The organism is Brachybacterium sp. SW0106-09 (assembly GCF_001293905.1).
Lineage (GTDB): Bacteria > Actinomycetota > Actinomycetes > Actinomycetales > Dermabacteraceae > Brachybacterium > Brachybacterium conglomeratum.
The window spans coordinates 42,858-62,716 of record NZ_BCAK01000023.1; the positions used below are offsets into that span (position 1 = coordinate 42,858).

A 19,859-nucleotide genomic window follows, 5' to 3' on the forward strand; every position below is an offset into this window, starting at 1 on the left:
ATGAACGACCCGCAGACCGCCCCTGCCCCGCTCCGCACCGCGGAGGAGATCCCCACCGCCGCCGAGATCGAGACGCTGCGCAGCACGCACATCGCCGAGTACCCGGACTTCCCGACCCCGGGCGTGCTCTTCCGCGACATCACCCCGCTGCTGCGCGACGCAAACGCGCTGCGCCGCGTCATCCGCTACTGGACCACGCTGCTGCCCGAGGGCATCGAGTACATCGTCGGCACCGAGGCCCGCGGCTTCGTGCTCGGCGCACCGCTCGCCTACGAGCTCGGCGCCGGGTTCATCCCGGTGCGCAAGGCGGGCAAGCTCCCCGGCCGCCCGGCCGGGCTGAAGTACGAGCTCGAGTACGGCAGCGCCGAGATCCAGATCCCCGAGAACTCGCTCCCGGCCGGCGCGCGGACCCTCGTGCTCGACGACCTGCTCGCCACCGGCGGGACCGCCGCGGCGACGGTCGAGCTCACCCGACGCTTCGACGTCGAGCTGCTCGGCGCCTCCTTCCTCATCGAGCTCGAGGGCCTCGGCGGCCGCGACCTGCTGCCGGACGTTCCGTTGACCACTGTCTGGTCCATCCCCGACTGATCCCCGGGACGTCGCCGTCCGCCGCCGGCGGACGCGGCGCGCACCCCTGTCGCCCGCGCGTAGACTGTGGCCTTCCAGGCAGGGAGGTGTGCATGCAGGAGCGGACCGCATCCGAGCAGGCCGGGGCCGAGGCAGGCCCGGCCGACCAGGCCGCGCGCCCTCCCGCCGCACCGCCCGCACAGCCCGATTCGCCGCGCACCCCCTCGACCGCGCCACGACGCTCCCGCTCGCGCCTGTCCTTCTTCGCCCCGCGCTCCTCCCCGGTGGATCCGCTGCTCGCACCGCTGCTGGAGACGATGACGGCGGTGAGCCCGAAGGAGAACCAGGAGCTTGTGCGCCAGGCGTACACCGTCGCCGAGCGCGCCCACCGCGGCCAGACCCGCCGCAGCGGCGACCCGTACATCACCCACCCGGTCTCGGTCGCCACGATCCTCGCCGAGCTCGGCTCGCCGGCCGATGTCGTCGCCGCCGCGCTCCTGCACGACACGGTCGAGGACACCGACTACTCCCTGGACCAGCTGCGCGCCGAGTTCGGCGAGGTCATCGCCGTCATGGTCGACGGCGTGACGAAGCTGGACAAGGTCACCTACGGCGAGGCCGCTCAGGCCGAGACCGTGCGCAAGATGATCGTGGCGATGAGCCGCGACGTGCGCGTACTGCTGATCAAGCTCGCCGACCGCCTCCACAACGCCCGCACCTGGAAGTACGTGCCGGCCGCCTCGGCGGAGCGCAAGGCGAAGGAGACCCTCGAGATCTACGCCCCGCTCGCGCACCGCCTGGGGCTGAACACGATGAAGTGGGAGTTGGAGGACCGCTCCTTCCAGGTCCTCTACCCCAAGGTGTACGAGGAGATCGTCTCGCTGGTCGCCCAGCACGCCCCGGCGCGCGAGCAGTACCTCTCCACCGTCTCCTCCCAGATCCAGGAGGATCTCAAGAAGGCGCGGATCAAGGCCGAGGTCACCGGCCGGCCCAAGCACTACTACTCGATCTACCAGAAGATGATCGTGCGGGGCCGCGACTTCTCCGACATCTACGACCTGGTCGGCGTGAGGGTGCTCGTGGATACGGTCCGCGACTGCTACGGCGTGCTCGGCACGCTCCACGCGCGCTGGTCGCCGGTGCAGGGCCGCTTCAAGGACTACATCGCGCTGCCGAAGTTCAACCTGTACCAGTCGCTGCACACCACCGTGATCGGCCCGACCGGCAAGCCGGTCGAGGTCCAGATCCGCACCCGCGAGATGCACCGTCGGGCCGAGTACGGCGTCGCCGCGCACTGGAAGTACAAGGCGATGGCGGGCGGCCAGGGCGGCGGCGAGTCCGCGGCGATCACGAACGACGCCGCCTGGCTGCGCCAGCTGATGGACTGGCAGAAGGAGACCACCGACTCCGGTGAGTTCCTGGACTCGCTGCGGTTCGAGATCAACACGCAGGAGGTGTACATCTTCACGCCGAAGGGGGACGTGCTCGCCCTGCCGCAGGGCTCGACCCCGGTCGACTTCGCCTACTCGGTCCACACCGAGGTGGGGCACCGCACCATCGGGGCCCGGGTGAACGGGCGCCTGGTCTCCCTGGAGTCCGCGCTCGCCACCGGCGACGTCGTGGAGATCTTCACCTCGAAGTCCGCCGACGCCGGCCCCAGCCGGGACTGGCTCGGCTTCGTGAAGTCCCCGCGGGCGCGCAACAAGATCCGCCAGTGGTTCTCGAAGGAGCGTCGCGAGGAGGCGCTGGAGCGGGGCAAGGAGGAGCTCGCCAAGGCGCTGCGCCGGCAGGACCTGCCCATGCGCCGCCTGCTCACCCACGACACGCTCGCCACGATCGCCTCGGAGCTCAACCTCGGCTCGATCGATGCGCTGTACACCTCGATCGGCGAGGGTCACACCGGCGCCCAGCACGTGGTCGAGAAGCTTCGCGCCTCCTTCGGCGGCGCCGACGGGGCGGAGGAGGACCTCGCCGAGATCACCCTGCCCTCGAAGGTCCGCCCTCGGGGCAGTCGCGCCGAACGGCACACGGCGGAGACGGACCAGGGCGTCATCGTGGACGGCCACGCCGACCTCTGGGTCAAGCTCGCCAAGTGCTGCGCTCCGGTGCCGGGCGATCCGATCGTCGGCTTCATCACCCGCGGCTCGGGGATCTCCGTGCACCACACCAGCTGCACCAATGCGATCCAGCTCCAGCAGCAGCAGCCCGATCGCATGGTCGAGGCGAGCTGGTCCGGGCGGCACTCCACCGCCTATCTCGTGCACATCAAGGTCGAGGCGCTGGACCGTCCCCGACTCCTCACCGATCTGGCGCTGGTGATCTCGGAGCAGCAGGTCAATCTGCAGTCCGCCTCGGCGCAGTCGAACACCGACCGGCTCGCGACGACCTTCTTCTCCTTCGAGCTGGCCGATCCCGCGCACCTCCAGTCCGTGCTCGCCCAGGTCAGGCGCGTCGAGGGCGTCTATGACGTCTACCGCGTCACGGCCGACGGCCGGCCCGTCGGCCTCGGCGCACCGCTCACGGCGAGCTGAGAGGCCCGGTCCGCTCCGACCGTGCTGTGATCAGCGGACCCTCGAGGCGCACCCCCGCGAGCGGCCGCACCGTGGGCGGCTGCTCCGGGGCCCGTCGCGGCCCGCACCGTCCGGTCCCGTCCTGCTGTGCCGTGTCCGACCGCGCCGCGAGCGGTGTGAGCGCCCGGTCCAGCTGCTCCCGGGCCTCCTGCACGCCGGGATGCCGGTGCAGCCGGTGCAGATGCGCGCGCAGCTCCTCGTGCTCCACCAGACCCGCCCGTTCGAGCCGCCTCAGCAGCGGGCGGGCGATCGCCTCGGGGCTGAAGCGCAGCAGGTCCGAGGCGGTGCGGCGGGGCGTGGTCACGGGCGCGCCGCCGACGGTATCGATGTCGCCCGGGCCGAGCCGGGCATGGCGCTGGACCACGCCGGCGAGGATCCCTCGGTGCGCCGGGGAGAGCAGCTCGAGCGATGCCGGCGGCCGACCGCCCAGATGCACCCAGGCGGCGCTCCTCCCGGCGATCACGTGATGGGACTGCAGGTGCTCCCCGAGGGCGCAGCCGAGCGCCAGGGCCCGGCGCACCGAGGTCCCGAGGAGATCCGGGGGCAGGAACACCCCGGGCAGAAGTCGGACGATCTCCCCGCGGGCGACCATCGCGGCGGTGGTGGGGGTCTCCTCCCAGCGCTGCAGCTCGGCGCCGAGGGGGAGGGCGAGGTCCGCCGCGTGATGCGACCAGGCCGCGCACAGCCCGATCGGGCGCAGCCTCACAGATGGGAGCGGGCGGTCGCAGGGCGGGGGAGCGTCCTGTGCGGGCTCGTCGGCGAGGAGCTCGCGCAGCACGGGGTCCGCCAGGGCGTCGCGGAGCGCGGCGTCGACGGGCACTCCGAGGGCGGGTGCGGTGAGAACGGGCGCGGTGAGGGCGGGCGCGGCAGCGGCGAGGGTCTCCATGCATCGACCCTGGCCCCCACCGGTCCGCACGGCAACGCCCCGCCCGTCCCTGTGGACGAGCGGGGCAGTGGGGAGGAGAGGTGCGCGGCGCCGGCGGCCGGCGCGCGGGCGCCTCAGCCCAGGCCGCGGGCGGAGCGCTCGATCACGGCGAGCCACTCCTTGCGGGCCTCGAGCGCCGCCTCGGCCTCCGCGATCTTCTTCGGGTCGCCGCCGGCGCGGGCCTTCTCCAGCGCCTCCTCGTAGGAGGCGATCGCGGAGTGCAGCTGCGAGGACGCACCCTCGACGCGCGCCTTGGTGCGCGGATCGGTGCGGCGCCACTCGGCCTGCTCGGCGTCCTTCACGGCACGCTCGACGGCCCGCAGGCGGTCGTCGATCCGGCGCATGTCGCCGCGCGGCACCTTGCCCGCCTCCTCCCAGCGGTCCTGGATCGAGCGCAGCGCGGACTTCGCCGCGTCGAGGTCCTTGCCCGGGTCGAGCGCCTCGGCCTCGACCAGCAGCGCCTCTTTCACCTCGAGGTTCTTGCGCTGCTCGGCCTCGGTCTCGTGGAGGTCCGCGTTGCGCGCCGCGAAGAACGTGTCCTGGGCGGCCTTGAACCGCTTCCACTGGGCGTCGTCCTTCTTGCGGCTGCCGCGCGGCGCACGGCGCCACTGGTTCATGAGGTCCTTGTACGCCCGGACCGTCGGACCCCAGTCGGCGGAGTCCTGCATCGCCTCGGCGCGGGCGATGAGCTCCTCCTTCTGCGCGGCGGCCTCGGCATGCCGCTCGTCGAGCTGGGAGAAGAACTGCTTGCGCATCCGGTCGAAGGAGGCGCGGGCGGCCGAGAGCCGTTTCCACAGCGCCTCCTCGGTGGGGCGGTCCAGACCGATGTCCTCGGACTGCATCTGCTTCCACGTCGGGACCATCTGACGCATCGTCTCACCGGCGTTCTTCCAGGAGATCTGCTCCGGGTCGGTGGCGACCAGGGCCTCGATCGACTCGACGAACTCGGTGCGGCGACGGGTCGCGGCCTCCCGGCCCTCGGCCCGCTTCGCCTCGAGCGCCCGGATCTTCTCCTTGGCCTGCTCGCGCAGCTCGGAGGCGCGTGCGCGCAGCGCCGGGATGTCGCCGACGACCTGCGGCTCCTTCATGTTCTTGCGCAGGTTCTCCAGGAGCCGGTTGAGCTCGTTCTGGGTGTGCTCGGGCGCGGTGAGGGCGGAGGCGGTCTGGTCGAGGAAGGCGACCAGGTCCAGGTACCCCTTCGCGAAGGGCTCGAGCGCGGCGTCGTGGTCGGTCTCGGTCGTGGTGCCGATCGTGCGCACCTGGGTGCCGTCCTGGACGGTGACGGTGCCGTCCTCCGCCACGCTGCCGAAGGCCTTCGCCGCGGCGATCTCGGCGGGGTCGTGCTCGGCGGCCGCGGGAGCGACGGGCAGCAGCGCCGCCGTCGGCTTCTTCCCCGCCAGCGCGGCGGGGGAGGGGGCGGCCGGGCGCGGGCGGGGACCGGCCGGCGCGGGCTTCGGCACGGGAGTCGGTGCAGGCGTCGCCGCGGTGGAGGCGCCCGCTCCCGCGGCGGGGGCCGCGTCGTCGGCGGGAGTCGCGTCGTCCGAGGAGGTCGTGGCCTCCGAGGCAGCCGCAGCCTCCGAGGCGGTCGTGTCGGCCGCGGAGGACTCCCCGGTCGAGGCGCTCTCCTCGGTCGTGGTGCTCTGCTCGGCCTCGACGCCGTGCTCGGCCGCTGCGGCCGGCTCGCCGTTCTCGGCGGCGGCGACGGGACCGGCCTTCTCGGCGGCGGTCGCCTGCTCCGAGGTCGACAGTTCCGCGGTCGCCTGCTCGGCGGCCGTGGTCTGCGACTCGGGGGTGGAGGGCTCCGCGGAGGTCTGCTCGGCCGTGGCGTCGACGACGGCGTCGGCGGGCTGGGCGGCTGCCTGGTCGGCGGGGAGGGAAGTCTCGGACTCGCTCACGATGAGCTCCTTCGATGGGATCCGCTGCAGGGCGGGACACTGCCGTCACCAGGACGGCCGGGCTGATGGGTGCTCGTCACGGACGGACCGGGGCGACCACGTCAGGGAACTCTACAGCGGAGCGCGCCGGCGTTCCGCCTCGTCCGGCGCCGTGCGACCGCACCTCGGGCGCGCCCGGCCTCGAGAGGGGATAATGGGCGCGCACCGCAGACGACCAGAAGGAAGTGCACCGCATGGCGAAGATCGCCGCCCTGTCAGGATTCCCGGAGTGGCTCCCCTCCGAGCGCCTCGTCGAGCAGCACGTGATCGACGTGTTCCGGGAGGTCGCCGAGCTGCACGGGTTCTCCGGCATCGAGACGCGCGCGGTCGAGCCGCTCGAGCAGCTGCTGCGCAAGGGCGAGATCGACAAGGAGGTGTACGTGCTGCGCCGCCTCCACGCCGAGGAGGGCGACGAGGACACCGGCGCCGACCGCTCCCGCACCCTCGGCCTGCACTTCGACCTCACCGTCCCGCTCGCGCGCTACGTGCTCGAGCACCAGAACGACCTCGCCTTCCCTTTCCGGCGCTACCAGATCCAGAAGGTGTGGCGCGGCGAGCGCCCCCAGGACGGCCGGTTCCGCGAGTTCTACCAGGCCGATCTCGACGTGATCGGCCAGGACACCCTGCCCGGCCACGTCGAGGCCGAGGTCGCGATCGTGATGGCGGAGATCCTCTCGCGCCTGCCGCTGCCGCAGGTGAGCATCCACGCCAACACCCGCCGCCTCTCCGAGGGCTTCTTCCGCGCGATCGGCTTCGAGGACCACACCCCCGTGCTGCGCGCCCTGGACAAGCTCCCGAAGATCGGCGCCGACGCCGTGGCCGCCCTGCTGCACGACGAGGCCGGTGCGAGCGAGGAGCAGGCGCAGAGGGCGCTCGCCTTCGCCTCCATCCGCACCCGTGACGCCTCCTTCGCCCAGCAGGTCCGCGACCTCGGCGGAAGCGGCGAGATGGTCGAGGAGGGCATCGCCGAGCTCACCGCAGTCATCGAGCGGGTCGAGGCGGCCGTGCCCGGCATGATCGTCGCGGACCTCTCGATCGCCCGCGGCCTGGACTACTACACCGGCACCGTGTTCGAGAGCTTCGTCGCCGGGCACGAGTCGCTCGGCTCGATCTGCTCCGGCGGGCGCTATGACCGTCTCGCCTCCGACAACCGCCACACCTATCCCGGCGTCGGCCTCTCCATCGGCCTCTCGCGGCTGGTCTCCCGCCTCGTCTCGGCCGGGATGGCGGCCCCGAGCCGCGCGGTCCCCACCTGCGTGCTCGTCTCGGTCGCCGACGAGGAGCACCGGGGCCGCAGCGACGCGGCCGCCCGAGCGCTGCGCGCCCGCGGCATCTCCTGCGAGGTGGCCCCGAGCGCCGCGAAGTTCGGCAAGCAGATCCGCTACGCCGACCGCCGCGGCATCCCCTTCATCTGGTTCCCCGGCGAGGAGGGCACCGGCGGAGAGGTCAAGGACATCCGCAGCGGCGACCAGTCCGCGGCCGACGCCACCACCTGGCAGCCCCCCGCCGAAGACCTTCGCCCGCGCGTCCTCGCCGCCCAGGAGGACCAGACGGACTGACGGCCTGTTCGACCGCCGGCGGATGAGCTGGCTCACATCGCGGCCTCGGGGGAATGATCCCCGGGGCCGCGGCGTTCCAGCGGTCATGGCTACGCTCACTCTGACCACCGAGAACCACGACAAGACCGTCGAGGACGGCATCGTCCTGATCGACTTCTGGGCGGGCTGGTGCGTGCCGTGCCAGCGCTTCTCCCCGATCTATGAGGAGGCCTCGGAGACGCACGAGGACGTCACCTTCGCGAAGGTCGACACCGAGGACCAGCAGGATCTCGCCATGCGCTACGGCGTCACCTCCATCCCGACCCTCGTCGCCTACCGCGAGGGCATCCCGGTCTTCTCCCAGGCGGGCGCCCTGCCGCAGTCCGCGCTCGAGGACCTCATCGGCCAGGTGAAGAACCTGGACATGGACGAGGTCCGCAAGGCCTACGCCGAGGCCGAGCAGAAGCAGGGCTGATCCCTCCGCAGGGTCGACCCCGGTCGCGCCCCGCGACCCCGACGACGACAGGACCCCGCCACCCGGGAGGGTGGCGGGGTCCTGTCTGTGCGGAGGCGCTGCGCCGCGAGATTCCCGGCGGAGCCGTGCACCGCCGAGCTCACGCCCCGGGCGGCCCCACCGAGGCGGGGCCGGCACCGGGGCGGGAGCGGCGCTCAGCCCTCCCGGCGGAAGGGGCGGCGCCTGCCCTCGGGGCGGCCGCCGCGGTCGTCACGGCGCGGACGGTCGTCGCGGCGGAAGGGACGCTCGCCGTCACGACGCGGGCCCTTGCCCCCGCGCGGCCCGCGGTCCGGGCCGATGCGCAGCTCGCGACCGCCGAGCTTCGCCCGGCCGATGCGGTCCATCTGCTCCGGCGTGAGCGAGCCGCGGATCTGCACCAGAGAGAAGTGCGGGAAGATCTGGATCTTGCCGATGTCCTTCCCGTGCAGGCCGCCCTCGCCGGTCATGGCGCCGACGATGCCCGGCGGGCGCGCGCCGTGGGAGTGGCCGACCCCGACCTTATAGGAGGTGTACCCGCGCTCGATCGGCGTCGCCTCACGCGGGCCGCGGTCGCCGCGCTCGCGGTCGTCCCCGCGCAGCTGCGCGCCGGTGAACTCCTCGTCCTCCGTCGCCGCGCCGGGGCCCTCGTCGCCCACGGTCATCGCGCCGAGCACGGCGGCGAGCTCGAGCGGGTCGATCTCGTTCTCGGCGACGAACTCGCCGATCAGCTCGCGGTACAGCTCCAGACGGCCCCGCTCGATCCGCTCGGGGACCTGGGTCAGCAGTGCGGCGAGACGATGCTTGGAGACGTCGCGGGGCGAGGGGATGTCCGCCTCGGCGAGGGTCTGCTTGGTGGCGCGCTCGATGTTCTTCAGCGCACGGCGCTCGTGCGGGCCGATGAAGGTCAGCGCCTCGCCGGTGCGGCCCGCGCGACCGGTGCGGCCGATGCGGTGGACGTACGACTCCGCCTCCTTGGGCACGTCGAAGTTCACCACCAGGCCGATCCGCTCGACGTCCAGGCCGCGGGCGGCGACGTCAGTGGCGACGAGCACCTGCAGGGAGCCGTCGCGGAGCCGCTCGACGATCTTCTCGCGCTCCTTCTGCGGCACGTCGCCGCTGATCGACGCCGCGATCAGGCCGCGGGCCACCAGCGCGGAGCCCACCTCCTCGGCGGCGGCGCGGGTGCGCACGAAGACGATCGCCGCCTCGGCGGACGAGGTGGCCAGCACGCGGGCGAGCGCGCCGGTGCGGTGCTTGAAGGGCACCACGGCGTAGGTCTGGGTGACGCTCTTGACGGTGGAGGACTGCGGGGTGACGCTCACGCGCACCGGGTCCTTCATGTGGGTCTGCGCCACGCGCTGGATCGCGGCGGGCATCGTCGCGGAGAACAGCGCGACCTGACGGCTCTCGGGAGAGTGGGAGAGGATCTCCTCGACGTCCTCCGCGAAGCCCATGCGCAGCATCTCGTCGGCCTCGTCCAGGACCGCGAAGCGGATCGTGTCCAGCTTGAGGTTCGCGCGGCGCATGTGGTCCATCACGCGGCCGGGGGTGCCGACGACGACCTGGGCGCCGCGGGAGAGCGCGCGCTCCTGCGGCCCGTAGGGGGAGCCGCCGTACAGGGCGACCACGTCGAGGCCGCCCATGGAGGTGGCGAAGGAGGAGATCGCGTCGGCGACCTGCATCGCGAGCTCACGGGTCGGGGCGAGCACCAGCGCCTGCACCTCGCGGACGGACGGGTCCACGGCGGCCAGCAGCGGCAGGCCGAAGGCGGCCGTCTTGCCGGTGCCGGTCTGGGCGACGCCGATCACGTCGCGGCCCTCGAGCAGCGAGGGGATCGCCTGCGCCTGGATCGCCGAGGGGGTGGTGAAGCCGAGCTCGTCGACCGCGCGGCGCAGCGGCGCCGGCAGGTCGATGTCGTCGAAGCTGGGCCCGGCCGGGGCCTGCGGCTCCTCGGCGGCCGACGGGGCGGTCCCGCTCTGCGCGCCCGCCCCCTCGGTGCTCTCGGTCACGGTCTCGGCAGGGACGTCGGACCCGTCGGCGGGGTCGGCGGCATCGGGGGCAGGGCGGGATTCGGTCATGGCGTCCTTACGACGGTCAGGGGTTTCAACAGGCCCCAACAGGTCGCAGGGCGTGGCTGCCCATACATTCCGCGCTGCGAGCGCCATGCGCGGGGCACGGCATGCTCGGGCGGACTCGGGCGGAAGGACCTGCGCTCCGGCAGGTCGAACAGATCTCGAGTCTACGGGGGAGAGGGCCCGCTCCGACAGGTCGGCGGTGGCGAGATCCCTCACCCCGGACGGTAGGCTGGCCTCTCCGCGCACCCCGTGCGCCGGACCCCGCGCGCCCCGCGCCGGGGAGCCACCGACCCCCGACACCGCGAAGGACATCCCGTGCTGCGCACCCACACCGCCGGTGAGCTCCGCCAGGAGCACATCGGACAGACCGTCACCCTCACCGGCTGGATCGGCCGTCGCCGTGACCACGGCGGCGTGACGTTCCTCGATCTGCGCGACGCCGCGGGCGTCACCCAGGTCGTCGTGCGCGAGGACGAGGCGATGCACCTGCGCAGCGAGTACGTGCTGAAGGTGACCGGCTCCGTCGACCGCCGACCCGAGGGCAACGAGAACCCGCAGCTGCCGACGGGGGAGATCGAGGTCACCGCGACCGAGGTCGAGGTGCTCAGCACCTCCGCACCGCTGCCCTTCCAGCTCGACGAGCACAGCGAGGTGGGCGAGGAGACCCGCCTGCGCTACCGCTACCTCGACCTGCGTCGGCAGGGCCCGGCCGCCGCGATGCGCCTGCGCTCCGAGGTGAACCGCGCCGCGCGCGACACCCTCCTGGACCAGGGCTTCGTCGAGGTCGAGACCCCGACCCTGACCCGCTCCACCCCCGAGGGCGCCCGCGACTTCCTGGTCCCCGCGCGCCTCGCCCCGGGCTCCTGGTACGCGCTGCCGCAGTCCCCGCAGCTGTTCAAACAGCTGCTGATGGTGGGCGGCATCGAGAAGTACTTCCAGCTCGCCCGCTGCTACCGCGACGAGGACTTCCGCGCCGACCGCCAGCCCGAGTTCACCCAGCTCGACGTCGAGATGAGCTTCGTGGACCAGGAGGACGTGATCGCGCTGGCCGAGCAGATCCTCTCCGCCGTCTGGGCGAAGGCCGGCCATGAGATCTCCGGCCCCTTCCCGCGCATCACCTACGCCGAGTCGATGCGCCGCTACGGCTCGGACAAGCCCGACCTGCGCTTCGACCTCGAGCTGGTCGAGATGACCGAGTACTTCGCGGACACGCCCTTCCGCGTGTTCCAGGCCCCCTACGTCGGCGCGGTCGTCATGGCCGGCGGCGCCTCCCAGCCCCGTCGCCAGCTCGACGCTTGGCAGGAGTGGGCCAAGCAGCGCGGCGCGAAGGGTCTCGCCTACGTGCTCGTCCAGGAGGACGGGACCCTCACCGGCCCCGTCTCCAAGAACATCTCCGAGCAGGAGAAGGCGGGTCTGCTCGAGAAGACCGGCGCAGCCCCCGGCGACTGCGTCTTCTTCGCCGCCGGCGAGCCGAAGAGCTCCCGTGCCCTGCTCGGCGCGGCCCGGAACGAGATCGCCGAGAAGCTCGGGCTCATCGACGAGGACGCCTACGCCTTCGTGTGGGTCGTCGACGCGCCGATGTTCGAGCCCGCCGCGGATGCCCGCGCGGCCGGTGACGTCGCCGTGGGCGGCGGCGCCTGGACCGCGGTCCACCACGCCTTCACCTCGCCGAAGCCCGAGTTCCTCGACACCTTCGACACGGACCCGGGCAGCGCCCTCGCCTACGCCTACGACATCGTCTGCAACGGCAACGAGATCGGCGGCGGCTCGATCCGCATTCACTCCCAGGACGTGCAGCAGCGCGTCTTCGAGGTGATGGGGATCGGCGCCGAGGAGGCGCAGGAGAAGTTCGGCTTCCTGCTGGACGCCTTCCAGTTCGGTGCCCCGCCGCACGGCGGCATCGCCTTCGGCTGGGACCGGATCGTGGCGCTGCTGGCCGGGGAGGAGTCGATCCGCGAGGTCATCGCCTTCCCCAAGACCGGCAACGGCTACGACCCCCTGACCGCGGCCCCCGCCCCGATCACTCCGCAGCAGCGCAAGGAGGCGGGCGTCGACGCGAAGCCGGCCGCGAAGGACGCGCCGAAGGATTACGCGAAGGACGCCCCGCAGGGCGAGACGGGCACCGCCTCCCCGAAGGCCTGAGCCCTCTGCACACGAGAACGGCCGACGCGAGTGATCGCGTCGGCCGTTCTCGTGGTCCCAGGGGAGTCGCTCAGCGAGGCGCCTCGCCGTGCTTTATCTGCGGCTTCGGCAGGCGGAAGCGGCGGATCTGGATCGCTCGCATGATCCCGTAGCCGACCAGGCCCTGGCCCACCGAGCCGAAGCGCTCGGTGAGCTTCGCGCGCAGGGAGCGGCGCAGGACGAGGCTGTCGATCACGCACAGCGCGATGCCGCCCCACAGCACGACGATCATGCCCGTGCTCATCGCGGTGGTGATCTCCGGACGGATCAGCGGCAGCACCAGCGCCACCAGCATGAACACCAGCGCGATCGGGAAGAAGTACTCGGCGACGTTGCGGCGCGAGTCGACGACGTCGCGCACGTAGCGGCGCTCGGGGCCGCGGTGCTGCGCCGGCATCTTCCGCTCGTCGCCGGTCACCAGCGCCTGCTGCGCCTCCATGCGCTCCTGGGAGGCGCGCTCGCGATCGCGCTTGCGCGCCTCCTTGCGGTCGTCGACGACCAGCGGACGGCGGCGCGCCGCCTCGGCCTCCTTGCGGGTGCGCGTGGGGCGACCCTTGGTGCCGGGGCGGGAGGGGGCCGGGGACTGCTCGGCGGGATGCGGGGGCTCGGACTTGCGGAAGATCACCGGGGCATTCTAGGCGACGGGGACGGGAGCCGCCTGGGACCCCTGCGAGGGCCTGCCCCGTACTCGGGTCCGTCGCCCGGCCGCGGCGGTACCGTGAGGGCCATGAGCCTGAACGAAGACCCCGTCTCGCCCACCGCCGACGCCGCGTCCCCGGAGGAGGTGCAGGCGCTGCGCGAGCGCCTGGATCCCCTGCTCCCCGCCGCGATCGAGGACCTGAAGGATCTGGTGCGGATCCCGTCGATCGCCTTCGAGGGGTACGACCAGGAGCCCGTGCGCCGCAGCGCCGAGGCCGTCGCCGAGCTGCTGCGCGGCGCCGGCATGGAGCAGGTGGAGATCGAGTCCGTCGCGGGCGGGAGCCCCGCGGTCATCGGACGCAGCCCGGCCGCCCCGGGTCGCCCGACGGTGCTGCTCTACGCGCACCACGACGTGCAGCCCACCGGCGAGGTCTCCGACTGGAGCAGCGACCCCTTCGAGCCCGTCGAGCGCGACGGCCGCCTCTACGGGCGCGGCGCGGCCGACGACAAGGCCGGCATCATGGCCCACGTCACCGCGCTGCGCCTGGTCGGGGAGGAGCTCGCGGCCGACGGCATCGGCGTGAGCGTCTTCGTCGAGGGGGAGGAGGAGGCGGGCTCCCCGACGTTCCGTCCCTTCATCGAGGCGCACCGCGACGCGCTCGCGGCGGACCTCATCATCGTCGCGGACTCCGCGAACTGGGCGGTGGGCACCCCCGCCCTGACCACGAGCCTGCGCGGACTGGTCGACCTCGTGGTCGAGGTGCGGGCCCTGGACCACGCCGTCCACTCCGGCCTCTTCGGCGGCCCCGTGCTCGACGCCCTCACCCAGCTCAGCCGCCTGCTCGCCACTCTGCACGACGAGAACGGCACGGTCGCCGTCGAAGGGCTGCGCCGCGCTGAGGGCCCGAGCGTCGAGATGGAGGAGGCCGACTACCGCCGCGACGCCGGCGTCGTCGAGGGGGCCGAGCTCTCCGGCGAGGGGCCGCTGACCGCGCGACTGTGGACCCGTCCGGCGCTGTCGGTGATCGGCATCGACGCCCCCTCCGTGCGCGACGCGTCGAACACTCTCGTGCCCGTGGCCCGCGCGAAGGTGTCGCTGCGGATCCCGCCGGGCGAGGACCCCGAGCGCGCCATGGAGGCGCTGACCGCCCACCTCGAGTCCCACGCCCCGTCCACGGCGAAGGTCACGATCCACCGCGGAGAGCTGGGCCGCCCCTTCAGCGCCGCGCAGAGCTCGGCCGCGATGGACCTCGCCCGCCGCTCCTTCGCACGAGCCTGGGACACCGAGGCGGTGGACACCGGGCTCGGCGGCTCCATCCCGTTCATCGCCGACCTGCTCGAGGTCTTCCCGCAGGCCGAGGTGCTGGTCACGGGGGTCGAGGACCCCGAGTCCCGTGCTCACGGCATCGACGAGTCCCTCCACCTCGGGGAGTTCGCGAAGGTCTGCCTGGCCGAGGCGCTGCTGCTGCGCGGCGCCGGCGCGCTCGCGGAGAGCACCTCGCAGATCCGCGACGGGGACGGGGCATGAGCGGCCAGGGACCGGGCCGCCAGAGCGCCGGGGCCGGCCGGGGGAGCGGGCAGCAGCCCGCGCCGGTCTCCCCGCTGATGATCCCGCTGCTGGTGCTGGGCCTCGCGATCGGCTTCTTCTCCGGCTACTTCCTGCTGGGGTGGGGCGCGCTCGTGGTCCTCGGCGTGATCGTGGCGGCCGTCTCGCTCGTGCTCAGGGGCCGCAGCCGGGACGGCGCCACGGGCGCGATCGCCGGCGTGCTCCTCGGGTACGCGGGCGTGATCCTGGTGGCGCTCTTCCGCGGCGCGCTGTGACGGCGGTCGGGAGGGGAGCGGCTCCGCGCCCACCGGCCGGGGCTGTCCCCGTCGGCCGATGCAGGGACGTGAGGCGGCTCGCCGCCGACGGTCCTCCCCGTTCCCGGCGGCCGGGGCGTATCCTGGACGGAATCGAGCTTCGAGGAGGACCGCATGACCACGACCACCACCGAGCGTCCCGCCGCGGCGCACGGCGTCACCCTCACGTCCGGCGCCGCGCAGAAGGTCACGAGCCTGCTGGAGCAGGAGGGCCGTGACGACCTCCGCCTGCGGATCGCGGTGCAGCCCGGCGGCTGCTCCGGGCTGATCTACCAGCTCTACTTCGACGAGCGCCTGATGGACGACGACCAGGTCGTCGACTTCGAGGGCGTCGAGGTGATCGTCGACAAGATGAGCAGCCCCTACCTCAGCGGTGCCGTCATCGACTTCTCCGACACCATCGAGAAGCAGGGCTTCACGATCGACAATCCCAACGCGGGCAGCTCCTGCGCCTGCGGCGACTCCTTCTCCTGAGTCCCGCCCCGCCGCGCCGAAGGGCCCGGGCCACGTCCTGACGACGTGGCCCGGGCCCTTCCGCATGCGCTCCGCGCCCGGTGACCCCGCCCTCCCGGGGCGCTGCGGGTGTGATCGTCGCGACGTGCAGATCACGGACCGGTCACGGCGCCGCGAAAGGGGAGGTCCACGGTGGGTCGAAGTGCCCGCACCACCCGTCGGACGCCGTATGATGACGAGGTGCCGTCAAGTGACGGGCCTTCCCGGGTCCGCCACGGCTCGCTCCTCAGGGGCGGGCGCGGCACTGTGGGTGTGTTCAGCCCACGTCAGTACCAGCTCCGCGCCGCGGAGCCGCCCCGGATCCTCCGTCCGGGTCGGCGACGAGGGCAGGAGACGACGAGCGGAAGGTCATTCCCTGTGATCCCCCAGGTCCCCAAGCGCGCGCGGCGCGGCCGCCGCGCAGCGGCAGCCGGCCTCGCCCTGGCCACACTGGTCCTCGCCGGTTGCACCCAGGCGCAGCAGCGCGGGTTCCTCCCCGGCCCCGACGACGGCCAGGAGGTCACCAACCAGACCGAGAGGATCACGAACCTCTGGGTCGGCTCCTGGTCCGTGCTGATCCTCGTCGGCCTCATCATCTGGGGCCTGACCATCTGGTGCGCGGTGGCCTACCGCCGCCGGAAGAACGACAAGGGCTTCCCGATCCAGCTGCGCTACCACGTGCCGCTCGAGCTGATGTTCACCCTCGTGCCCGTGGTGATGGTGCTGACGCTCTTCTACTTCACCCAGCGAGATACGCGCGAGGTGGAGATGCACGTCGCCGAGCCTGATGTGACCGTCAACGTCGTCGCCAAGCAGTGGAGCTGGGACTTCAACTACGTCGACGACAACGTCCACGAGCCCGCTGGGGTGCAGTCCTTCGCCACCGGCGAACCGGGCGCCGAGGAGTCGCTGCCCGTGCTGTGGGTGCCCGTCGACCAGACCGTCGAGTTCCGCCTCGACTCGCGCGACGTCATCCACTCGTTCTGGGTCGTGGACTTCCTGTACAAGAAGGACATGATCCCGGGGCGCACCACGAGCTTCCAGGTCACGCCGACACGCATCGGCGAGTACTCCGGCAAGTGCGCCGAGCTGTGCGGCGAGTACCATTCGGACATGCTCTTCACGCTGAAGGTCGTGTCCCAGGAGGACTACGACGCGCACATGGAGGAGCTGCGCCAGCAGGGCAATGAGGGCCAGCTCGGCGTGGACCTCAACCGCAACGAGGAGGAGTGGAGCATGCGCGAGAAGGTTGACGACGCCGGTCCTCGCTACACCGAGGAGACCGCGACCCGCGGCAACGAGGGAGACGACCAGTGAGCACCGACGTCACCGCCTCGCCGAGCACCACGGCGCCCGCGCGGTTCCAGGAGGAGCGCCCCACCAACCTGGGGAGCCAGTTCTTCAAGCTCCTGACCACCACCGATCACAAGCTGATCGGCATGATGTACATGGGCATGGCGTTCGCGTTCTTCGCGTTCGGCGGCCTGCTCGCGCTCGGCATCCGCACCGAGCTGTGGGAGCCCGGGCTGCAGGTCGTGGTCTCCAAGGACCAGTACAACCAGCTGTTCACCATGCACGGCACGATCATGCTGCTGATGTTCGGCACGCCGCTGTTCAACGGCTTCGCGAACTACCTCGTGCCGCTCCAGATCGGCGCCGTGGACATGGCCTTCCCGCGGCTGAACATGTTCGCCTTCTGGATCACGCTGTTCGGCTCGCTCATCGTGGTGGCGGGCTTCCTCACCCCGCAGGGTGCCGCGTCCTTCGGCTGGTTCGCCTACGCGCCGCTGTCGGACACGACGTTCTCGCCCGGCCTGGGCGGTGACCTGTGGGTCTTCGGCTTGGCGTTGCAGGGCTTCGGCACGATCCTGGGCGCGGTCAACTTCATCACCACGATCATCTGCATGCGCATGCCCGGCATGACCATGTTCCGCATGCCGATCTTCACCTGGAACGCCCTGATCACCGGTGTGCTGGTGCTCATGGCCTTCCCTACGCTCGCCTCGGCCCTGCTGGCGCTCGGCGCCGACCGCCGCTTCGACGCGAACATCTTCGACCCCGCCAACGGCGGTCCGATCCTGTGGCAGCACCTGTTCTGGTTCTTCGGCCACCCCGAGGTGTACATCCTCGCACTGCCCTTCTTCGGCATCGCCTCGGAGATCATCCCGGTGTTCTCGCGCAAGCCGATCTTCGGCTACAAGACCCTGGTGGGCGCGACGATCTCGATCGCGGCGCTGTCGGTGACCGTGTGGGCGCACCACATGTACACCACCGGCGCGGTCATGCTGGACTTCTTCGCCTTCATGACGATGCTCATCGCCGTGCCCACGGGCGTGAAGTTCTTCAACTGGGTCGGCACGATGTGGCGGGGCTCGCTCACGTTCGAGACGCCGATGCTGTTCACGCTCGGCTTCCTCACCACCTTCATCTTCGGCGGCCTGACCGGCGTCATCCTGTCCTCGCCGGTGCTCGACTTCCCCCTCTCAGACACCTATTTCGTGGTCGCCCACTTCCACTACGTGATGGCCGGCACCGTGGTCTTCGAGATGTTCGCGGGCTTCTACTTCTGGTGGCCCAAGATGTTCGGCTACAAGCTCAGCGAGGGCATCGGCAAGCTCCACTTCTGGCTGCTGACCATCGGCTTCCACATGACCTTCCTGATCCAGCACTGGCTGGGCGTGTCCGGCGCACCGCGTCGGTACGTGAACTACCTCGCCGAGGACGGCTTCGACTGGATGAACCAGATCTCGACCGTCGGCGCGTTCATCATGGGCGTCTCCACCCTGCCCTTCCTCCTCAACGTGGTCCTGACCCACCTGAAGGGGAAGAAGGTCGAGGTCGACGATCCGTGGGGCTACGGCGCCTCGCTCGAGTGGGCGACGTCCTGCCCGCCGCCGCGCCACAACTTCCACTCGCTGCCCCGCGTGCGCTCCGAGCGCCCTGCCTTCGACCTCCATCACCCCGAGGTCGCGCTGCAGGACCACATGCTCGCGGAGGAGCCCGCCAAGAACCCGAGGACGAACTGACATGAGAGCAACCGCAAAGATCTTCTGGATCCTGGGCGCCTTCTTCCTGGCCGTCACGATTGCCTACGGACTGCTTACCGGTACCTTCGATCCGCTAGGCGTTGAGACGGTTGGCTTCCCTGTGATGGTTGCTCTTACGGGCTTGGCGTTCATGATCGGGATGGCTATGAGCCTCGCGGTGCGCAAGAACGACCTGGGCCCTTCAGAGGACATGTATGGCGAGGTCGAGGCGGACGCCGGTGTGCAGGGCAGCTTCAGCCCTTACAGCTGGGCGCCGCTGTGGGCTGCGGTCGGAGCGGGTCTCTGCTTCCTTGGCGTCGCCGCCGGCTGGTGGATCTTCGCCTTCGGCGTCATCTTCGCGATCTACGGCATCCTTCTCTGGGTGCTCGAGTTCTCGCGGGGCCAGCATGCCCACTGACTGCTTTTCGGGGTACTTTCACTGATAGGTGACATCTGTTTTGGCTTCCCTGTTGGATCGCTTGGAGGGGTTTGCACTACGCCCGCTCCCTGCCCGGTAGAGCTCCACGCACATCTCGTGCGGGTGGCCCGTTCCGGTAAGGACGGAGTCAAGATCGCGACGAAGGGGACTGGTGCACGTGGGTGGCACATCATCTGTGGCGCTGAGCAGCATCGCAGGGAAGGATGTACATCATGCCTGCGCCCTATCTCCAGGAGTTCCGTGACAAGGTCCTGCGCGTCGGGAAGAATCGTGAACCTGGCTAGAAGCTTTCTCAGATCCCTCACGACTTCGGGATCCCCGAGTTTTGCCTGACGAACTGGGTGCGCCAGGCCGATGTCGAGGATAGAAACCGTTCGGGGAGGACTCGGGAAGAGTCGAGCGAACTGCGCGACCTTCGTCGTTGGAACCGGTAGCTCGAGCAGCAGAACGAGATCCTCCGCCACGTCGCGGCCTACCTCTCCCAGGCGAACCTGCCGGGAATAGGTTCTGCCTGCTCGTGAGCGAGCTTCGCTGGCGACGGGATTCCTGTCGCGGTGCCCCTTCGGGCCCTGAAGGGCTCTCGCCGACCCTACTACCGCTGGCGGAATCAGCAGGTCACCGAGGCTGAGCTGGTCGAGGCCTACCGCGCCAACGCCCTGTTCAACGAGCACCCCGACGATCGGACCTTCGGCTATCGACCTCTGGCGGACGAGGCTGCGGTCGCCGGGGAGGTGATGTGTCGGCGGACCGTGTGGCGGATTTGCCGGGACAACCAGTGGTTCTTGGCCTTCGGGAAGAAGCGGGGCTAGAGCGGCAGTCGCCCTGACCGCCCCACGATGGCCTCGTCCAACGCGATATCGCCGCCGATGATGTCAGGGAACTATGGATGACTGACATCACGGAACACTCGACCAACGAGGGCAAACTCTACCTCTGCGCAGTCAAGGACGTGTTCTCCGGCCGGATCGTTGGCTACTCGATCAGCGACCGGATGAAGGTCCGCCTCGTGATGAACACCCAACGTCACATCCCACCGTGGAGATGTTGCTGTGTGTACCGTACATTCGGACCGCGGGAGCCAGGGTGGATTCAACTGGTGGACGCAACACCTCAGGTCGAG

The 19,859-nt window shown here is 71.1% G+C and carries 16 protein-coding genes and 1 pseudogene; 13 read left to right on the forward strand and 4 right to left on the reverse strand.

What is annotated here, in order from left to right; genetic code table 11:
* Both Y09_RS11110 and Y09_RS11115 read left to right on the forward strand, forming a co-directional pair.
* Entirely contained in the window at positions 1-588 is a 588-nt protein-coding gene (locus Y09_RS11110) for an adenine phosphoribosyltransferase (protein WP_148639626.1), read from the forward strand.
* Positions 589-680: 92 nt separating this feature from the next.
* On the forward strand, positions 681-3,098 hold the full coding sequence (locus tag Y09_RS11115; RefSeq protein WP_053917766.1) for a bifunctional (p)ppGpp synthetase/guanosine-3',5'-bis(diphosphate) 3'-pyrophosphohydrolase: 2,418 nt from the start codon (positions 681-683) through the stop codon (positions 3,096-3,098).
* Here Y09_RS11115 and Y09_RS11120 read toward each other — a convergent pair.
* Positions 3,085-4,023 carry a hypothetical protein gene (locus Y09_RS11120; RefSeq protein ID WP_053917767.1) on the reverse strand — a complete coding sequence of 313 codons (939 nt, stop codon included), beginning with the start codon at positions 4,021-4,023 and terminating at the stop codon, positions 3,085-3,087. The two genes, Y09_RS11115 and Y09_RS11120, sit on opposite strands and share 14 nt — an antisense overlap.
* Before the next feature lie 113 nt (positions 4,024-4,136).
* The gene (locus Y09_RS11125; RefSeq protein ID WP_053917768.1) at positions 4,137-5,957 is read right to left on the reverse strand and encodes a DUF349 domain-containing protein; all 1,821 of its coding nucleotides are present in this window, start codon (positions 5,955-5,957) and stop codon (positions 4,137-4,139) included.
* Positions 5,958-6,190: 233 nt separating this feature from the next.
* On the opposite strand from Y09_RS11125, the gene hisS reads away from it, so the two are divergent.
* Together hisS and trxA are read left to right on the forward strand one after the other, a co-directional pair.
* Positions 6,191-7,555, forward strand: coding sequence for a histidine--tRNA ligase (gene hisS / locus Y09_RS11130; protein WP_053917769.1), 1,365 nt, complete (start codon positions 6,191-6,193; stop codon positions 7,553-7,555).
* Between the two features lie 85 nt (positions 7,556-7,640).
* Positions 7,641-8,009, forward strand: coding sequence for a thioredoxin (gene trxA, locus Y09_RS11135; RefSeq protein WP_053917770.1), 369 nt, complete (start codon positions 7,641-7,643; stop codon positions 8,007-8,009).
* A 194-nt stretch (positions 8,010-8,203) separates the two neighbouring features.
* Here trxA and Y09_RS11140 read toward each other — a convergent pair whose 3' ends face one another.
* Complete coding sequence (locus tag Y09_RS11140; protein ID WP_053917771.1) at positions 8,204-10,105, reverse strand: DEAD/DEAH box helicase; 1,902 nt, start codon at positions 10,103-10,105, stop codon at positions 8,204-8,206.
* A gap of 312 nt (positions 10,106-10,417) precedes the next feature.
* Between Y09_RS11140 and aspS the strand changes: the two genes are divergently transcribed.
* Positions 10,418-12,244 (forward strand): aspartate--tRNA ligase, encoded by a 1,827-nt coding sequence (gene aspS, locus Y09_RS11145; protein WP_053917772.1) that lies wholly within the window; start codon positions 10,418-10,420, stop codon positions 12,242-12,244.
* 70 nt (positions 12,245-12,314) lie between these two features.
* Here aspS and Y09_RS11150 read toward each other — a convergent pair whose 3' ends face one another.
* Positions 12,315-12,908, reverse strand: a complete 594-nt coding sequence (locus Y09_RS11150; protein ID WP_053917773.1) for a DUF3043 domain-containing protein — start codon at positions 12,906-12,908, stop codon at positions 12,315-12,317.
* Between the two features lie 102 nt (positions 12,909-13,010).
* On the opposite strand from Y09_RS11150, the gene Y09_RS11155 reads away from it, so the two are divergent.
* The 8 genes and pseudogenes from Y09_RS11155 to Y09_RS17895 all read left to right on the forward strand — a co-directional run.
* Positions 13,011-14,450, forward strand: coding sequence for a dipeptidase (locus Y09_RS11155; RefSeq protein WP_053917774.1), 1,440 nt, complete (start codon positions 13,011-13,013; stop codon positions 14,448-14,450).
* Positions 14,447-14,743 (forward strand): hypothetical protein, encoded by a 297-nt coding sequence (locus Y09_RS11160; protein WP_234695706.1) that lies wholly within the window; start codon positions 14,447-14,449, stop codon positions 14,741-14,743. The genes Y09_RS11155 and Y09_RS11160 overlap by 4 nt, the downstream gene beginning before the upstream one ends.
* A gap of 153 nt (positions 14,744-14,896) precedes the next feature.
* Positions 14,897-15,256: an iron-sulfur cluster insertion protein ErpA gene (erpA, locus tag Y09_RS11165; RefSeq protein ID WP_053917775.1), complete on the forward strand. Its 360-nt coding sequence runs from the start codon at positions 14,897-14,899 to the stop codon at positions 15,254-15,256.
* A gap of 396 nt (positions 15,257-15,652) precedes the next feature.
* The gene (coxB, locus tag Y09_RS11170) at positions 15,653-16,591 is read left to right on the forward strand and encodes a cytochrome c oxidase subunit II (protein ID WP_010552352.1); all 939 of its coding nucleotides are present in this window, start codon (positions 15,653-15,655) and stop codon (positions 16,589-16,591) included.
* The gene (gene ctaD / locus Y09_RS11175) at positions 16,588-18,300 is read left to right on the forward strand and encodes a cytochrome c oxidase subunit I (protein WP_053917776.1); all 1,713 of its coding nucleotides are present in this window, start codon (positions 16,588-16,590) and stop codon (positions 18,298-18,300) included. Before coxB ends, ctaD begins: the two co-directional genes overlap by 4 nt.
* A 1-nt stretch (position 18,301) precedes the next feature.
* Positions 18,302-18,718, forward strand: a complete 417-nt coding sequence (locus Y09_RS11180; RefSeq protein WP_010552350.1) for a cytochrome c oxidase subunit 4 — start codon at positions 18,302-18,304, stop codon at positions 18,716-18,718.
* 575 nt (positions 18,719-19,293) lie between these two features.
* Positions 19,294-19,548 carry a hypothetical protein gene (locus tag Y09_RS11185; RefSeq protein WP_010552349.1) on the forward strand — a complete coding sequence of 85 codons (255 nt, stop codon included), beginning with the start codon at positions 19,294-19,296 and terminating at the stop codon, positions 19,546-19,548.
* A gap of 77 nt (positions 19,549-19,625) precedes the next feature.
* Positions 19,626-19,859: pseudogene (locus tag Y09_RS17895) on the forward strand (hypothetical protein); the annotation flags it as partial.